This window comes from Streptomyces sp. NPDC002602, assembly GCF_042889445.1.
Taxonomy (GTDB): domain Bacteria; phylum Actinomycetota; class Actinomycetes; order Streptomycetales; family Streptomycetaceae; genus Streptomyces.
In genome coordinates this window covers 222,917-239,389 of the sequence record NZ_JBIAQX010000011.1, presented here as the reverse complement: position 1 = coordinate 239,389, position 16,473 = coordinate 222,917, and the positions used below count along the sequence as shown (strand labels likewise).

General features: G+C 71.8%; 18 protein-coding genes. 4 read left to right on the top strand and 14 right to left on the bottom strand.

Features of this window, described 5'->3' with window-relative positions; translation table 11 throughout:
- Window positions 1-9: 9 nt before the first annotated feature.
- Window positions 10-2,535, bottom strand: a complete 2,526-nt coding sequence (locus tag ACFYW3_RS26550) for an ATP-dependent Clp protease ATP-binding subunit (protein ID WP_053678393.1) — start codon at window positions 2,533-2,535, stop codon at window positions 10-12.
- A 462-nt stretch (window positions 2,536-2,997) separates the two neighbouring features.
- On the opposite strand from ACFYW3_RS26550, the gene ACFYW3_RS26545 reads away from it, so the two are divergent.
- Window positions 2,998-3,600, top strand: a complete 603-nt coding sequence (locus ACFYW3_RS26545; RefSeq protein ID WP_351749340.1) for an SCO3374 family protein — start codon at window positions 2,998-3,000, stop codon at window positions 3,598-3,600.
- Here the strand turns inward: ACFYW3_RS26545 and ACFYW3_RS26540 are convergent.
- From ACFYW3_RS26540 to ACFYW3_RS26520, 5 genes are all read right to left on the bottom strand, one after another.
- Window positions 3,582-3,917 (bottom strand): Lsr2 family protein, encoded by a 336-nt coding sequence (locus tag ACFYW3_RS26540; RefSeq protein ID WP_053678395.1) that lies wholly within the window; start codon window positions 3,915-3,917, stop codon window positions 3,582-3,584. The two genes, ACFYW3_RS26545 and ACFYW3_RS26540, sit on opposite strands and share 19 nt — an antisense overlap.
- 176 nt (window positions 3,918-4,093) lie before the next feature.
- Complete coding sequence (locus ACFYW3_RS26535) at window positions 4,094-4,624, bottom strand: amino-acid N-acetyltransferase (RefSeq protein WP_267801305.1); 531 nt, start codon at window positions 4,622-4,624, stop codon at window positions 4,094-4,096.
- 10 nt (window positions 4,625-4,634) lie between these two features.
- Window positions 4,635-5,150, bottom strand: a complete 516-nt coding sequence (locus ACFYW3_RS26530) for a BlaI/MecI/CopY family transcriptional regulator (protein WP_389387528.1) — start codon at window positions 5,148-5,150, stop codon at window positions 4,635-4,637.
- Window positions 5,151-5,285: 135 nt separating this feature from the next.
- A complete protein-coding gene (locus tag ACFYW3_RS26525; RefSeq protein ID WP_266948012.1) occupies window positions 5,286-5,453 on the bottom strand; it encodes a hypothetical protein in 168 nt (55 codons plus the stop codon).
- Between the two features lie 13 nt (window positions 5,454-5,466).
- Window positions 5,467-6,084: a hypothetical protein gene (locus tag ACFYW3_RS26520; protein WP_351749344.1), complete on the bottom strand. Its 618-nt coding sequence runs from the start codon at window positions 6,082-6,084 to the stop codon at window positions 5,467-5,469.
- Between the two features lie 150 nt (window positions 6,085-6,234).
- On the opposite strand from ACFYW3_RS26520, the gene ACFYW3_RS26515 reads away from it, so the two are divergent.
- Together ACFYW3_RS26515 and ACFYW3_RS26510 are read left to right on the top strand one after the other, a co-directional pair.
- Window positions 6,235-6,630, top strand: coding sequence for a hypothetical protein (locus ACFYW3_RS26515; RefSeq protein WP_351749346.1), 396 nt, complete (start codon window positions 6,235-6,237; stop codon window positions 6,628-6,630).
- Window positions 6,627-6,938: a transcriptional regulator gene (locus ACFYW3_RS26510; protein ID WP_351749348.1), complete on the top strand. Its 312-nt coding sequence runs from the start codon at window positions 6,627-6,629 to the stop codon at window positions 6,936-6,938. Before ACFYW3_RS26515 ends, ACFYW3_RS26510 begins: the two co-directional genes overlap by 4 nt.
- A gap of 56 nt (window positions 6,939-6,994) precedes the next feature.
- Here ACFYW3_RS26510 and ACFYW3_RS26505 read toward each other — a convergent pair whose 3' ends face one another.
- The 8 genes from ACFYW3_RS26505 to ACFYW3_RS26470 form a co-directional block, all read right to left on the bottom strand.
- Entirely contained in the window at window positions 6,995-8,530 is a 1,536-nt protein-coding gene (locus ACFYW3_RS26505) for a protein kinase (protein WP_389387527.1), read from the bottom strand.
- Window positions 8,531-8,532: 2 nt separating this feature from the next.
- Window positions 8,533-8,724 (bottom strand): DUF397 domain-containing protein, encoded by a 192-nt coding sequence (locus ACFYW3_RS26500; protein WP_351749352.1) that lies wholly within the window; start codon window positions 8,722-8,724, stop codon window positions 8,533-8,535.
- Between the two features lie 99 nt (window positions 8,725-8,823).
- Window positions 8,824-9,576, bottom strand: coding sequence for a GntR family transcriptional regulator (locus tag ACFYW3_RS26495; protein WP_351749354.1), 753 nt, complete (start codon window positions 9,574-9,576; stop codon window positions 8,824-8,826).
- A gap of 187 nt (window positions 9,577-9,763) precedes the next feature.
- Window positions 9,764-10,573, bottom strand: a complete 810-nt coding sequence (locus ACFYW3_RS26490; RefSeq protein WP_351749356.1) for a type III pantothenate kinase — start codon at window positions 10,571-10,573, stop codon at window positions 9,764-9,766.
- Window positions 10,574-10,576: 3 nt separating this feature from the next.
- On the bottom strand, window positions 10,577-11,530 hold the full coding sequence (nadC, locus tag ACFYW3_RS26485) for a carboxylating nicotinate-nucleotide diphosphorylase (RefSeq protein WP_351749664.1): 954 nt from the start codon (window positions 11,528-11,530) through the stop codon (window positions 10,577-10,579).
- Window positions 11,531-11,574: 44 nt separating this feature from the next.
- Window positions 11,575-13,305, bottom strand: coding sequence for an L-aspartate oxidase (locus ACFYW3_RS26480; RefSeq protein WP_389387526.1), 1,731 nt, complete (start codon window positions 13,303-13,305; stop codon window positions 11,575-11,577).
- Window positions 13,302-14,297 carry a pantoate--beta-alanine ligase gene (panC, locus tag ACFYW3_RS26475; protein ID WP_351749360.1) on the bottom strand — a complete coding sequence of 332 codons (996 nt, stop codon included), beginning with the start codon at window positions 14,295-14,297 and terminating at the stop codon, window positions 13,302-13,304. Before panC ends, ACFYW3_RS26480 begins: the two co-directional genes overlap by 4 nt.
- Window positions 14,294-15,238 (bottom strand): DUF2520 domain-containing protein, encoded by a 945-nt coding sequence (locus tag ACFYW3_RS26470; RefSeq protein ID WP_351749362.1) that lies wholly within the window; start codon window positions 15,236-15,238, stop codon window positions 14,294-14,296. The genes panC and ACFYW3_RS26470 overlap by 4 nt, the downstream gene beginning before the upstream one ends.
- 97 nt (window positions 15,239-15,335) lie before the next feature.
- Between ACFYW3_RS26470 and ACFYW3_RS26465 the strand changes: the two genes are divergently transcribed.
- Window positions 15,336-16,460, top strand: coding sequence for a threonine aldolase family protein (locus tag ACFYW3_RS26465; RefSeq protein WP_389387525.1), 1,125 nt, complete (start codon window positions 15,336-15,338; stop codon window positions 16,458-16,460).
- The last annotated feature ends 13 nt before the right edge of the window (window positions 16,461-16,473 follow it).

The window sequence follows — 16,473 nt, the reverse complement described above, 5'->3', positions numbered from 1 at the left end:
GGTCAGGGCTCAGGCGCCCTTGGAAAGGTCCGGGCCGGAGCCCGTGGCCTCGATCGGGGGAAGGTCCGAGATCGGAGTCTTCTCCTCGCCTCGGAAGGTGAACTTGGCGGCCTCGCCCTCACCCTCCACACCCACGACCACGATGTGACCGGGACGCAGCTCGCCGAAGAGGATCTTCTCCGACAGCATGTCCTCGATCTCGCGCTGGATCGTCCGGCGCAGCGGGCGCGCACCCATGATCGGGTCGTAGCCGCGCTTGGCCAGGAGCTGCTTCGCGTCACCGCTGAGCTCGATGCCCATGTCGCGGTCCTTGAGGCGCTCGTCCACCTTGGCGATCATCAGGTCGACGATCTGGATGATGTCTTCCTGCGTGAGCTGGTGGAAGACGACCGTGTCGTCGACACGGTTGAGGAACTCGGGCCGGAAGTGCTGCTTCAGCTCTTCGTTGACCTTCGCCTTCATCCGGTCGTATCCGGTCTTGGTGTCGCCCTGGGCCGCGAAGCCCAGGTTGAAGCCCTTCGAGATGTCCCGCGTACCCAGGTTGGTCGTCATGATGATGACCGTGTTCTTGAAGTCCACGACCCGGCCCTGGGAGTCGGTCAGACGACCGTCCTCCAGGATCTGGAGAAGGGAATTGAAGATATCCGGGTGGGCCTTCTCGACCTCGTCGAAGAGGACGACGGAGAACGGCTTCCGGCGGACCTTCTCGGTCAACTGGCCGCCCTCTTCGTAGCCCACGTAGCCGGGGGGCGAACCGAAGAGACGGGAAACCGTGTGCTTCTCGCTGAACTCCGACATGTCGAGGGAGATCAGCGCGTCCTCGTCACCGAAGAGGAATTCGGCGAGCGTCTTGGAGAGCTCGGTCTTACCGACACCGGACGGGCCGGCGAAGATGAACGAGCCACCGGGACGCTTCGGGTCCTTCAGACCCGCACGGGTCCGTCGGATCGCCTGCGAGAGGGCCTTGATGGCGTCCTTCTGACCGATGACGCGACGGTGGAGCTCGTCCTCCATGCGCAGGAGTCGCGAGGACTCCTCCTCGGTCAGCTTGAACACCGGAATGCCGGTCGCGGTCGCGAGGACTTCGGCGATGAGCTCACCGTCGACCTCGGCGACGACGTCCATGTCGCCGGCCTTCCATTCCTTCTCGCGCTTGGCCTTCGCGGTCAGCAGCTGCTTCTCCGAATCACGGAGGGAAGCCGCCTTCTCGAAGTCCTGGGAGTCGATGGCCGACTCCTTGTCGCGACGCACGTTCGCGATCTTCTCGTCGAACTCGCGGAGGTCCGGCGGCGCGGTCATCCGACGGATGCGCATCCGGGAGCCGGCCTCGTCGATCAGGTCGATCGCCTTGTCCGGGAGGAAGCGGTCCGAGATGTACCGGTCGGCCAGGGTGGCCGCCTGCACGAGGGCCTCGTCCGTGATGGAGACGCGGTGGTGGGCCTCGTAGCGGTCGCGCAGCCCCTTGAGGATCTCGATCGTGTGGGGGAGGGAAGGCTCCGCCACCTGGATCGGCTGGAAACGGCGCTCCAGCGCCGCGTCCTTCTCGAGGTGCTTGCGGTACTCGTCCAGCGTCGTGGCACCGATGGTCTGCAGCTCACCACGGGCCAGCATGGGCTTCAGGATGCTGGCGGCGTCGATCGCGCCCTCGGCGGCACCCGCACCCACGAGGGTGTGGAGCTCGTCGATGAACAGGATGATGTCGCCGCGGGTGCGGATCTCCTTGAGCACCTTCTTGAGGCGCTCCTCGAAGTCACCGCGGTAACGGGAACCGGCGACCAGTGCACCCAGGTCGAGGGTGTAGAGGTGCTTGTCCTTGAGCGTCTCGGGCACCTCGCCCTTGACGATCGCCTGGGCCAGGCCCTCGACGACGGCGGTCTTGCCGACGCCGGGCTCGCCGATGAGGACCGGGTTGTTCTTGGTCCGGCGGGACAGCACCTGCATGACCCGCTCGATCTCCTTCTCGCGCCCGATGACCGGGTCGAGCTTGGATTCGCGAGCCGCCTGCGTGAGGTTGCGTCCGAACTGGTCGAGGACGAGCGAGGTCGAGGGGGTGCCCTCGGCCGGGCCGCCTGCCGTGGCCGACTCCTTGCCGCCTCCGGAGTAGCCGGAGAGCAACTGGATGACCTGCTGCCGGACCCTGTTGAGATCGGCGCCCAGCTTCACGAGGACCTGGGCGGCGACGCCCTCGCCCTCGCGGATCAGGCCGAGCAGGATGTGCTCGGTGCCGATGTAGTTGTGGCCGAGCTGGAGGGCCTCTCGGAGCGAAAGCTCCAGGACCTTCTTCGCCCGCGGGGTGAAGGGGATGTGGCCGGACGGGGCCTGCTGCCCCTGCCCGATGATCTCCTCAACCTGCTGGCGAACAGCCTCGAGCGAAATCCCGAGGCTCTCCAGGGCCTTAGCGGCGACACCCTCACCCTCGTGGATCAAGCCCAGGAGGATGTGCTCGGTGCCGATGTAGTTGTGGTTGAGCATCCGGGCTTCTTCCTGAGCCAGGACGACAACCCGCCGCGCGCGGTCGGTGAACCTCTCGAACATCGTTTATCGCTCCTCAGAGCGGTCGGGCAGTTCGGGGTCGGTCCCCGCCCTGTCCTTCCGCATGCTAGTCCCGCGGGGCGGGACAGCTCATTCCAACTGCCGACATCCGTCCGCGGCTCACCCTCACGTCCGTGGGAAAACCCGGCCGTAAGTGCCGACAACTGCTCCAACCCGATGGTGCGAGACGATGTTCCCGCAGGCCAGGCAGATACCCGTCACACGTGTACGCCGATGGCGAACGGAAGCCGGTCGGAGACCCTTCAAATCAGCGTGTCGCCCCGATCCACTAGGAATGTCTTACCCGCGGGGTCTGACACTCCATGCGGCCGGAGACGGTTCCCTCCGCTACGGGCGAACACGGTTCCGTCTTCGAATGTGGGACTCCACCCCACGGACGTTTACGTTCCGTATTGTGTTCGCCGCGCTGCGTAACCCCGGGGCGCTTCCGGAGTTGCTCCGGTCATGGCCCTCAACGCCGAGACCGTCCCCCACCCGCGCTCCCCGTCCGAGGAGGACGCGTACGTCTCCTGGTACGGGCGGGTGCTCGGCTGGACCCTCGCGGGCGGACCCCCCGCCCAGTTGGTCACCGGGACGCGGTTCGACGTACTGGAACTGCCGGCCGACGCGGGCGGCCGACTGCTGCGCGGTCGGGTCGACACCGGGCCGGTGGCCGTCATGGGACGTCGGATGCGCTTCCTGGTGGCCCCGGGCAGCGCCGAGGAGCTGGACGGGCTGCTCGACTGGCTGGAGTGGGGTCCGGTGGCCCTGGATCTGACCGCCCTGGGTGTGGGAGGCCGTATCACCGCCCCCGTGCCGCCGGGGCGGCCACAGGGAAGCCCTCGGGGGGCCGCCGTGTGGCTGCGGCCCCCCGAACAGGGGTGCGAGGCGTTCCTGCCGTCCCTGCCCGGTACCGGGCAGGGCGCCGGGGCCGGCCGACGGAGCACCGGACCCGATCTCGTACGTCTGGTCGCCGCGGCGGCCACGGAGTGCCACCGGGCACGCCTGCGGCGACGCACGGCCCCCGCGAGGCCCGTCGGCGCCGTGGGTCAGCCCCGGTTCTCGTAGGCCTCGCGAATGTCGGCGGGGACACGGCCGCGGTCGTTGACCGTCAGACCCTTCGCCTTCGCCCACGCACGGATTTCCGCGGTGTCCGGGTTGCCCGCCGAAACGGCGGCGCGGCCCTTGGCGCGTCCCGCGGCGGCACGGCCACCGGTGCGACGGCCGCTCTTGGTGTAGGGCTCAAGCAGGCCGCGGAGCTTTTCAGCGTTGGCGGCGGTGAGGTCGATCTCGTAGGTCTTGCCATCCACAGCGAACGTCACGGTCTCGTCCGCCTCGCCACCGTCGAGGTCGTCGACAAGAAGGACCTGAACCTTCTGTGCCACCGGATTTCCTTTCATCGAAAATGCAGTACGCGGAAAGGAAACCGCTTTTGCCTGGAAAACACAAACCCCCGCCGAGAGGTTCAGGACGTCAACAGGGAGGGAAACGTACGCGATTCGGACATAGGCCACAGGCGGGTGGAGCCCCGTAAAAGCGGCCGAGATCGATCCGCCATCGATCAGAGGTGCAGAAGCATCCGACTGTTGCCCAAGGTGTTCGGCTTCACCCGTTCGAGACCGAGGAACTCGGCGACGCCCTCGTCATAGGAACGCAGGAGCTCCATGTAGACATCGGTCTCGACCGGAGTCTCGCCGATCTCGACGAAGCCGTGGTTCGCGAAGAAGTCCACTTCGAAGGTGAGGCAGAAAACCCGGCTCACGCCGAGCAGACGAGCCGTCTCCAACAACTTGGCCAGTACCCGATGTCCGACACCGGCGCCCTTCAACTCGCGATCCACCGCGAGAGTGCGTACTTCCGCGAGGTCTTCCCACATCACGTGCAGAGCGCCACAGCCCACCACCTGACCGTCACCGACGCGTTCGGCGACCCAGAACTCCTGGATGTCCTCGTAAAGGACGACGGGGGCTTTGTCGAGCAGGATCCGTTGCTGCACGTACTGGTCGAGCAGGCGTCGCAGCGCGGGAACATCGCGGGTGCGTGCGCGGCGGATCGTCACGGTATTTGCTTCTGCGGCGGAAAACTCTCCCATGCGGGGGACGCTATCGCCCCTGCTCGGTCCCGCGCTCGCCGGAGTCCTCTTCGGGTCGCGGGTCTTCCGGGGCTTCCGGGTCTTCCCCGGGTTGCGACTCTTCCCCGGGTTCCGGGGCTTCCGGCTCTTCCGGGGCTTCCCGGGCTTCGGGGGCGGTGGCCTCGCCGTCGTGACCGACGATGCGTACGGCGTCGCGGAGGGCTTCGCGCTGTTCCGCCGACATCATGCCGAAGAAGGCGACGAGAGCGGCCGCGGGGTTGTCACTGGTGGACCATGCCTCGTTCATCAGTGCGGCCGAGTAGGCGGGCCGGGTGGAGACCGCGGTATATCGATAGGCGCGGCCTTCGGCTTCCCGGCGGACCCAGCCCTTCTGATGGAGATTGTCCATAACGGTCATGACCGTGGTGTACGCGATGGACCGTTCCTGCTGGAGGTCTTCCAGGACTTCCCGAACGGTGACCGGGCGGTTCCACTGCCACACCCGTGTCATCACTGCGTCTTCGAGTTCTCCCAAGGGGCGAGGCACAACAGCACGATAGTGCGGGTTGTGTGGAATTGCCCGACCATTCGGCCGGCAACGCGCGACGAACCGGCGCCGGGCAACAAAATGGGGCGCACGGCCCGCAGGCCGTACGCCCGTCCCCGAGGCTTTCGCCCGGGGTTACTTCCCGGGCTGCCGGGTGGCCTCGGCGGAGGCGAGCACGGCGTCCACGGCCGCGTCCTCCTTCGCCTTGTTGGCACCGCCCTGGCTCTTCACGATCGTCACGACGAGAGCGATGAAGAACGCGGCCATCACGATGGGGGGCACGAGCGCGGAAACGTAGTCCATGCCCCCAGCCTAGCTACCCGGCGGCGCGGCCGTCCGCCGGGGGCCGGCCCGGCGCGGCGGGCTTCCGGCGGGGCGGGAAGACCTCCCCGGGGGTCGGAATGGGCCGCTCCCGCTCGGGGCGCGGCTGCTCCTCGGGGGCGGGCTTCGGCGCGGGCTTCGGTTCGCCGCCCCGTTCGTCCTCGCGTCCGCCGGCGAGGGCCAGCAGGCGCGTCCGGGGGGCGGGCGCCGTCCGCAGCCGGCGGCGCACGGAGCGTTCCGCGACCGCCTGGGCCCGTTCCAGCACGGCGGCGGCGAGCGGGTTGGCGCGCAGGGCCCGCAGGGACGCGAGGTCGTCGGGCACCGGCTCGTAGCCGGCGGCCAGGGCGTCCTGCAGCAGCTCCAGGTAGCCGGAGATGCTGCCGGGCAGGGCGCCTCTGTAGCGGGCGAGGTCGGCGAGGAGGAAGTCTCTGAGCCTCTCCGCCTCGGCGACCGCGTCGTCCACCGACGCCGCGAGGCGAAGGCAGGCCTGGACCTCGACGGCCGCGAGCGGGGCCGTGGAGGACTGAAGGGCGTGGGCGAGCGAGCGCCTGAGCACGTGCAGCTCGGCAGCACTGAACGCCATGCCGCCGCGGGATCCGTAGGGCGTGGGCATGGGCCGAAGATACGCGCTAATCGGACTAAATCCTCTCAATTGGGGCGACTGCGGGCGCGCCGGGATCGGTCCTTGCCAATATGGAAAGTACGCGTCACTCTGGAAAGCAGGTGGCGGCCGTCGGGCTCCGCCGACCACGAGGGGGACACCATGACCGACTACACCGAGGCCAAGCGGATGGAGAGGGCGGCGCTGCTGAACAGTGGCTGGTACGCGCGCTACCTGTGGGCTTTCGGGGCGGGGCAGCTGGTCCTCGTACCGGTGTCCCTGCTCTGGCACGGGGCCGCCCAGGCCGTCGCCTTCGCGGCGGCCAACATGCTGCTCGTGGGCGGGATGAGCGTGTACGCGGCGCGGCAGCGGGTGGTGCGGCGCGGGTTTCCCCTCAAGCACGGACTGGTCGTCGGGACCTGGGCATTGGCGTTCGCGGCGACGGTGATCCTGGGCACCGAGGTCTTCGGGGACAACCTGGCGTTCACGGTCGTGGCCGCGATGGCGTGCGCGCTGCCGGCCGTCGTGGGCGCGGTGACCGAGAGGCGGGCCGCATGAGCACGGAGAAGGAGGGCACCCACCCCCGGCACGGGCTCGCGCCGCTGTTGAACGCGCCGGTTCGACTGTCGGTGGTGGCGGCGCTCGCCGCGGTGGACAAGGCCGAGTTCGGCTTCGTGCGCGACCTCGTGGAGGTGTCCGACTCGGTGCTGTCCAAGCAGGTGGCGGCGCTGGAGGAGGCGGGCCTGGTGGCCGTCGCCAAGGGCCGGGTGGCGCGCCGCCCGCGGACCTGGCTCTCGCTGACCCCGAGCGGCCGGACCGTCTACCGGCGCCACCTGGACGCCCTGCGGGCCATCGCGGGTCCCTGAGGGCTGTCCCCCGGCCGTCGGGGACGGATGGGCCCGATCCGGCCGTCGCGTGCCGCTCAGCGGCCCGGCACCGCTCCCTGGCGGCGGCCGGGCGCAGCGACGAGCGGGGGCAGGAGCATCCCGATGAGCAGTCCGGCCCCGATCCAGACCCCGACGCCGATCGCGACCGCGCCCAGGGCCGGGACCGGTGTCCGCGCGGCCGTCATCCAGGCCGCGACCACTCCCGCGATCAGCCCCGTGTCGTTGGCGAGGAAGGCGGCCTCCTTGGCGCGCGAGACGGCGTGAATCGCCTTGTGCTGCCAGTAGCCGCAGGTCCAGAGCACCGGCGCCGTGACGAGACCGACCAGGATCGCCTTCCACCAGGCCACCGGGGTGGCGAACAGCAACGTGAGCAGCACCGCCAGGCCGGCCGCGGGCCCGAGGAGGAGGCTGACGCCGGTGAACGCGCTCGTCTCGTCCAATTGGATCTCCTTGTTGAACCAGGCGACGAGCGTGACGCCCAAGGCCGCGGCGACGGCCCAGAAACCGGACAGGGCCCCGAAGCCGAACAACTGGCCGCCGGCCGCCAATCCGGGCAGGAGTGCGCCCGCCCAGGCGGACCCCGGGGAGACCACGACCGGCCTGCCCGGCGCGCGCCCGGAATCGGGGCTGCCGTTCGGAGGCGGTTCGGGCTTCGGTTCGGGCTTAGGCGGGGCGGCGACCGCGGGGGCCTCCGCCGCGGTACGGGTCGTCACCGGGGGGCGCGGCCGCGGGCCACGGGCTCCCTGCCCGGACACCGGCGGGGCGACGGCGGCCCGCAGCAGTTCGGCGGTCCGCGCCGCCGAGGCGGGGCGGTCCGCGGCGTCCTTGCTCAACAGGCTGAGGACCAGCAGGTCCAGGGCCTCGGGGATCTCGGGGCGCCGGACCCGCAGGGAGTCGGGTGCGCGTTGCGCGTGCTGGGCGAGGACCTCCCAGGGTGATCCGGTGAACGGCAGCTCACCGGCGAGCAGTTCGTACAGGAGGCAGCCCAGGCTGTAGATGTCGGTGCGGCCGTCCACCGCGTCGCCGCGCGCCTGTTCCGGCGACATGTAGGCGGGCGTGCCGATCGCCAGGCCGGTCGTGGTCAGTCCCTGCATGCCGCTCTGCCGGGCGATCCCGAAGTCGCAGATCTTGATCCGGCCCCGGGTGGTGAGCAGCACGTTGCCGGGCTTGATGTCACGGTGGACGACGCCCGCGCCGTGGGCCGCCTGGAGCCCCTCGCATATCTGCGTGCCCCAGCGCACGACGTCCTCGATCGGGGCCCGGCCGGTGGTGGTGGTGCCGAGCGGGTGCCCGTCGACCAGTTCCATGACCAGGTAGACCACGGTCCGGTGGTCGACGACGGTCTCGCCGACGTCGTGGACGGACACCACGTGGGGGTCCGACAGCGCCGCGGCGGCCCTGGCCTCGGCGCGCAGCCGTAACGCGAGCTTGTCGTCACCGGGCCGGGCGATGACCTTCACGGCGACGGCCCGGCCCAATTCCAGGTCCCGGGCCCGCCACACCTCCCCCATGCCGCCCGCGCCGATGCGGTCGCCCAGCGCGTAGCGACCGGCCAGGATCGTCCCGTTCATGCCTACCCGTCCGCCTTGACGGCGTCCAGGAACGCGGCCCAGGCGGCGTGCGTCGTGGCCAACACGAGGTGGGCGGGGTCCGAGCGGTCGGCCACCCGGACCAGGGTGCCGGGCGCGGCGGACACGTACACGCAGTTGACGCCGTCGTCGCAGTGGGACGACTTCTGCCAGGTGGGGCGAGCGGTCGTGGTCATGGTGTCTCCTCCGACGGAAACGGGGTCACGGTGCCTGTCGTTTGGCCGACCGTAACCCCCGCGAGGGCACACTTCGGCCATTTCCGTGGAAGTTCCCGCTCACTCGATCGGAAACGCGTACGCGATCTCGTACCGGGAATCGGGGATGACCAGGTCGGCGGTCTCCACCGGGCGACCGTCCGAGTCCAGGTACGTGCGCTCGATCTCGGTGATGAGCGAGCCGACGCTGATGCCCAGCAGGTTGGCCTGCGCCTGGTTGGCGCGCGACGGGCGCGGTATCTCCAGCACCGAGGCGACCGTGATGCCGATGGACCGCATGCGCGCGACCACGCCGGCCCCGCGCAGCTCCCCGTCCTCCGGCAGGACGACCGGGGTGTCGGCGGTGAGGGCCATCGGCTCCCACGACTGGGACAGTTCGGCGGGGCTGCCGTCGGCCATGAACTCGTAGCGGGTCATCACGCACGGGTCGCCGGGGGCGATGGCGAGGCGGGCCGCGATGTGGTCGGGGGCCGGGGTGTGGGCGACGGTCCGGGCGTCCCAGGAGGCCGCGAAGCCGTGTTCGAGGGCCTCGGCGCGGAAGGCGTTGCCGGAGTTCGGCACGCGGCGACGGGTGCGCACCATGCGCATCCGCCGGCGCGGGGTGCGCACGAACGTCCCGGAACCGGCGCGGCCTTCGAGGAGTCCCTCGATGATCAGCCGTTCCAGGGCGCGTTGGGTGACGCTCTGTCCGACGGAGTACTCGGCGGCGAACCGCGACCGGGAGGGAAGCTTGTCGCCGACCTCCCACTCGCCCGCCTCGATGCGGGCCCGAAGGGCGTCGACCACCTGCAAGTACGGTGATTCACGGGGCATTTGGACCATCCTGGAGCGTCGCAAACACGTGCGTCCGACGCCGACAAAGCTAAGGCATCAGGTCGAACCCGACGCGTCAGCCTGACGGCCGGTGAACCGCCGGCGCGACGCGGGACGGCGCGAGGCGACAGGAAGGCCCCCGCCGGGTGGGTGGGGGCCCCGTGTCACGCCTCGTCGCGCCGCGGCGTCACTCGAAGTTGGGCGCGTTGCGCTCGTAGACCAGCCGCAGTCCGATCAACGTCAGCCAGGGCTCGTGGTCGTCGATCACCGAGGCCTCGCCGAGGACGATCGGCGCCAGACCGCCGGTGGCGATCACGCGCACGTCGTCCGGGTCGCCGGTGGGGCCGGCGAGCTCCTTGGCCATCCGGTTCACGATCCCGTCGACCTGGCCGGCGAACCCGTAGACCACGCCCGACTGCATCGCCTCGACCGTGGACTTGCCGATGACGTTGCGCGGCCGGGCCAGCTCGATCTTGCGGAGCTGGGCGCCGCGCACGCCGAGGGCCTCCATCGAGATCTCGATGCCCGGGGAGATCACCCCGCCGACGTACTCGCCCTTCGCGGACACCGCGTCGAAGGTGGTGGCCGTGCCGAAGTCGACGACGATGGCCGGTCCGCCGTAGAGCTCGACGGCCGCGACCGCGTTGATGATGCGGTCCGCGCCGACCTCCTTCGGGTTGTCCATGAGGATCGGCACGCCCGTCTTGATGCCGGGCTCGACCAGCACGGCCGGCACGTCGCCGTAGTAGCGGCGGGTGACCTCGCGCAGCTCGTGCAGCACCGAGGGAACCGTCGCACAGATCGCGATGCCGTGGATGCCGTCGCCCAGCTCGGTGCCGAGCATCGGATGCATGCCCATCAGGCCCTGCATGAGGACGGCCATCTCGTCGGCCGTCCTGCGCGGGTCGGTGGAGATGCGCCAGTGCTCGACGATCTCGTCACCGTCGAACAGGCCCAGCACCGTGTGGGTGTTGCCCACGTCGATGGTGAGGAGCATCGGTTACACCGCCTCGCGGAGGTCGAGGCCGATGTCCAGGATCGGCGAGGAGTGGGTGAGCCCGCCGACCGCGAGGTAGTCCACGCCGGTCTCGGCGTAGGCGCGGGCGGTGTCCAGGGTCAGCCGGCCGGAGGACTCCAGGACCGCGCGGCCGGCGACCAGCGCGACGGCCTCGGCGGTCTGCCCGACGGTGAAGTTGTCCAGCAGGATCAGGTCGGCGCCCGCCTCCAGGACCTCGCCGATCTGCGCGAGGGTGTCGACCTCGACCTCGATCGGGACGTCGGGGAAGGCCTCGCGGACGGCCGTGAACGCCTGGGCGACGCCGCCCGCGGCGACCACGTGGTTGTCCTTGACCAGCGCCGCGTCCGACAGCGACATGCGGTGGTTGACGCCGCCGCCGCAGCGGACCGCGTACTTCTCCAGCGCGCGCAGGCCCGGAGTGGTCTTGCGGGTGTCGCGGACCTTCGCGGACGTGCCGTCCAGGACGTCGGCCCAGCGGCGGGTGGCGGTCGCGATGCCCGACAGCCGGCACAGGATGTTCAGGGCGCTGCGCTCGGCCGTGAGCAGGTCGCGGGTACGGGCGCGGACGGACAGCAGCACTTCGCCCGCCTTGACGGTGTCCCCGTCCTCGGCGTGCCGCTCGACCTCGAACGCCTCGGTGCAGACCACCGAGAACACGGCCTCGGCGATCCGCAGGCCGGCCACGACGCCGTCCTCGCGGGCGATGAAGTCCGCGACGGCCTCGGCCTCTTCGGGCACGGTGGCGACGGTGGTGACGTCGACCCCGCCGTCGAGGTCCTCGGACAGCGCCATGTGCGCGATGTCCTCGACCTCGATCGGGTCCAGGCCGGCGTCCGCGAGGAGCTCGGCGAGCGCCGGGTCCAGGCCGGACTCCTCGCCGTCACCGCAGGCGCAGTCGTCGCCGCAGCCGCCCTCGGCCTGCCCCAGGAGGGGCAGTTCGTCGTGCGCGGTGCGGTCGGTGTCTTCGTGCTGGTGCGTGCTCACGCTTGCTGCTCCTGGCTGAGGGGGTGGGAAACGGGCGGGAAGTCCGCCGAGTCGGTGGGGGTGACGACCAGCGCCCGCTTCTCGGTCGCGGACAGTCGCACGACCAGGTGGCGGCGCCAGTGGGCGTCGTCCCGGTCGGGGTGGTCCTCGCGCCAGTGGCAGCCGCGGGTCTCCTCGCGGCGCCGGCCGGCGGCGACCAGGACCCGGGCCACGCACAGGAGGTTCGTGGCCTCCCAGGTGTCCACGCCCGGTTCGGCTGTCTTGCCGTGCGCTTCGAGGTTGTTCAGGGCCGCCGCGTACAGGTCCTCGAGGGCGGCGGCGGCCGTGGCCAGGGACTCCGCGGAGCGCAGCACGCCCGCGCCGTCCGTCATGATGCGCTGGATCTCGTACCGGGCCTCGGCGGGCTGGAGCGGGCCGGTGGCAGGCACGGGGATGCCGGGGCCGTAGCCGGCGAGCGGCCGGCGGGCGATGTCGTCCGCGATCCGCTCGGCGAAGACCAGGCCCTCCAGAAGGGAGTTGGACGCCAGCCGGTTCGCGCCGTGCACGCCGGTACAGGCGACCTCGCCGCAGGCGTACAGGCCGGGCACCGTGGTGCGGCCGTGCAGGTCGGTGCGTACGCCGCCCGACGCGTAGTGGGCGGCGGGCGCGACCGGGATGGGCTCGGTGACCGGGTCGATGCCGTGGGAGCGGCAGGCGGCGAGGATGGTGGGGAAGCGCTGCTCCCACATCTCGGCGCCGAAGTGCCGGGCGTCCAGGTACATGTGCCGGGTGCCCTGTTCCTGCATGCGGCGCATGATGCCCTTGGCGACGATGTCGCGGGGGGCGAGCTCGGCCAGTTCGTGCTGTCCGACCATGAAGCGCACGCCGTCCGCGTCGACGAGGTGGGCGCCCTCGCCGCGGACGGCCTCGGAGACCAGCGGCTGCTGGCCCTCGGCGTCGGCGCCGAGGAACAGCACCGTCGGGTGGAACTGGACGAATTCGAGGTCGGAGACCTCGGCGCCGGCGCGCAGCGCGAGGGCCACCCCGTCGCCCGTGGAGACGGGCGGGTTGGTGGTGGCCGAGAAGACCTGCCCCATGCCGCCGGTCGCGAGGATCACGGCGGGGGCGTGGACGGCGCCCACGCCGTCGTGCTGGCCCTCGCCCATGACGTGCAGGGTGACGCCGGCGGTGCGGCCCTCGGCGTCCTGGAGCAGGTCCAGTACGAGCGCGTTCTCGACGGTCTCGATGCCCGCGTCCTGGACGGCCTCGACGAGGGCCCGGGAGATCTCGGCTCCGGTGGCGTCGCCGCCGGCGTGCGCGATCCGGCGGCGGTGGTGGCCGCCCTCCCGCGTCAGCTCTATCTCCCCGGTCTCGGCCGAGGTGTCGAAGACGGCGCCGGTCGAGATGAGGCGACGTACGGCGCCCGGCCCCTCGGTGACCAGCAGCCGGACGGCGGCCTCGTCACACAGGCCCGCGCCCGCCACCAGCGTGTCGTCCAGGTGCTGCTCGGGGGTGTCCCCGTCGCCGAGGGCGGCGGCGATGCCGCCCTGGGCCCAGCGGGTGGATCCGTCGTCGAGCCGGGCCTTGGTGACCACGACCGTGCGGCGGCCGGCGGCGGCGCAGCGCAGCGCCACCGTCAGGCCCGCCACGCCCGAGCCGACGACGACGACGTCCGCGTCGAGGGACCAGCCGGGGGCGGGGGCGTGCAGCCGTATGCCGGTGCCGGCGGCACTTCTGCCAGTGCTCACGAGTGTGCTCCGAACTCCAATGGGATGTTGTCGATCAGCCGGGTCGCGCCCACCTTCGCGGCGACGGCCAGCACGGCCCGTCCCGTGAACCCGGGGCCGATGTCGGTGAAGTCCTGGGGGTCGACCAGCGCCAGGTAGTCGAGGGCCAGCGGCGGATCGTGCCGGCCCGCGTCCTCCAGGACGTGCCGGGCGGCGGACCGTACGGCGTCGGGCAGGCCGCAGCCGGCCGCGGAGACGGCGTGCGCGTCGGCGGAGGCGCGGATCTCGCCGAGCCGGGCCAGGGCGGTGGCGCGTTCGTCGCTCGCCGGGGAGGCCTCGGCGCGGGCGCGCAGCGCGGCCTGGGCGGCGAGGCGGTCGCGGCCCGCGAACAGAGCGCGGGACAGGGCGAGGGCCGTGCGGCGCTCGGCCGGGGAGAGGTAGCGGTTGCGGGAGGACAGCGCGAGGCCGTCGTCCTCGCGGGCGGTGGGTACGCCGACCACCTCGACGGGGAAGTTCAGGTCGGTCACCATGCGCCGGATCAGGGCCAGTTGCTGGGCGTCCTTCTGGCCGAAGAGGGCCAGGTCGGGGCGGGTGAGGTGGAGCAGTTTCGCGACGACGGTCAGCATGCCGTCGAAGTGGCCGGGGCGGGTGGCGCCTTCGAGGCGGCCGCCCATGGGGCCGGCGGTGATCCGGACCTGGGGGTCGCCGCCCGGGTAGACCTCGTCCGCGGCCGGGGCGAACACCGCGTCGGCGCCGGCGTCGGCGGCGATGCGCAGGTCGGCGTCGAGGGTGCGGGGGTAGCGGTCGAGGTCCTCGTTCGCCCCGAACTGGAGCGGGTTCACGAAGACGGTGACGACGACCTGGCCGTCGGCGCCGGCGAGGTCGCGGGCCGTGCGGATCAGGGAGGCGTGGCCGTCGTGCAGGGCGCCCATGGTCATGACGACGGCGCGGCGGCCGGGGCGGGCGAGGCCGTGCAGTTCCCCGGCGGTGTTCAGGAGCAGGGGGCCGGTCATCGGCGTTCGCCCTCCGGGCCGAAGCCGGCGCCGCCGTCGGCGAGGACGCCCAGCAGGTCCTCGGCGAGTTCGGGCTTGAGCAGGCCGTGCGCGAGGGCCCGGTCGGCGGTGGTGCGGGCCATCGCCAGGTAGCCGGCGACGGCGGCGGGGGCGTGCCTGCGCAGTTCGAGGACGTGGGCGGCGACGGTGCCCGCGTCGCCGCGGGCCACGGGGCCCGTGAGGGCCGCGTCGCCGGAGCGCAGGGCGTTGTCGAGGGCGGCGCCGAGGAGCGGGCCGAGCATCCGGTCGGGGTGTTCGACGCCGGCCGTGCGCAGCAGTTCCATGGCCTGGGCGACCAGGGTGACCAGGTGGTTCGCGCCGAGGGCGAGGGCCGCGTGGTAGAGCGGACGGCTCTCCTCCGCGATCCACTCGGGTTCGCCGCCCATCTCGATGACCAGGGCCTCGGCGGCGAGCCGCAGCTCGTCGGGGGCGGTGACGCCGAAGGAGCAGCCGGCGAGGCGCTGCACGTCGACCTCGGTACCGGTGAACGTCATCACGGGGTGCAGGGCCAGCGGCAGGGCGCCGGCGCGGCGGGCGGGGTCCAGCACGGCGGTCCCGTACCGCCCGGAGGTGTGGACGAGGAGCCGGCCGGGGCGGATCGCACCGGTCTCGACGAGGCCCTCGACCAGGGAGGGCAGCGCGTCGTCGGGGACGGTGAGCAGGACCAGCTCGGCCCGCTCCAGCACCTCGGCGGGCGGTACGACGGGCACGTCGGGCAGCAGTCGGGCGGCCCGCCGGCGGGAGGCCTCGGACACGCCGGAGACGGCGACGGGGCGGTGTCCGGCCTGCTGGAGGGCGCGGGCCAGCGCGGGGCCGACCCGGCCGGCTCCGACGACGCCGACGGTGAGCCGTGCGGGACGGTCCGACGGATCCCTGGGCTCCGTCTGAAGGGGTGCGTTCACGCGGGGAAAGCCTTCCGTTCCAGTCCGCGGGGGGTACCGGACGATACGCCGCCATGCTAGCCCCTGGGCGTGTCGGCCGGTCGGCGATGATCGGGGCATGACTGCTGATGAAGACCGGACGAAGCGGCTGGTCGCGGCGTGGCGCGGAGCGGGGCGGACCCTATCGCGGAGCCTGCTGGAACCGACGGTGGGCGAGCTGCTCGCGGCCCTGCCGCAGGCGGCGGCCGCCGACCCGGACGAGCCCGCCGACGTGTACGGCGACGGGGTGGTGGCCAGGCTGGAGCAGCGGGTCGCCGACCTGCTGGGGACGGCGGACGCGGCGTTCTTCCCGTCGGGGACGATGGCGCAGCAGATCGCGCTGCGGTGCTGGGCGGGACGTACCGGCAACCCGGTGGTGGCGCTGCACCCGATGGGGCATCCGGAGCTGTGGGAGGGCGGGGCGCTGTCGGTGGTCTCGGGCTTGCGGACGGTGTACCCGACGCGGGACCCGAGGCAGCCGACGCCGCAGGAGGTCGCGGAGGTCGCCGAGCCCTTCGGCACGCTGATGCTGGAGTTGCCGCTGCGGGACGCGGGGTTCCTCCTGCCGACGTGGGAGGAGCTGACGGCGTTGGTGGACGCGGCCCGGGCGCGGGACGCGGTGGTGCACTTCGACGGGGCGCGGCTGTGGGAGTCCACGACGCACTTCGGGCGCCCGTTGTCGGAGATCGCGGGGCTCGCGGACTCCGTGTACGTGTCGTTCTACAAGTCGCTGGGCGGGCTGAGCGGCGCCGCGCTGGCGGGTTCCGCGGAGCTGGTCGCGGAGGCACGCGTGTGGCGGCACCGGTACGGGGGCCAGATCTTCCGGCAGTTCCCGCAGGCGCTGTCCGCGCTGGCGGGGCTGGAGCGGGAGCTGCCGCGGCTGCCGTCGTACGTGGAGCGGGCGCGGACGGTCGCCGGGGCCCTGCGGGAGGGCTTCACGGCGGCCGGGGTGCCGTGGTTCCGGGTGCATCCGGAGGAACCGCACACGCACCAGTTCCAGGTGTGGCTGCCGTACGAGGCGGAGCGGCTGACGGAGGCGGGCCTGCGGCAGGCGGAGGAGACGGGGACGGTGCTGTTCCGCCGCTGGTCGGCGGAGGGACCGCCGGGGTTGTCCATGACGGAACTGGAGGTCACGGAGCCGGGTCTGGAGTGGACCGGGGCCGATGTCAGGGCGGCGGTGGCGGACTTCGTGGCCCGTTTGTAGCGGGCGGGACGGG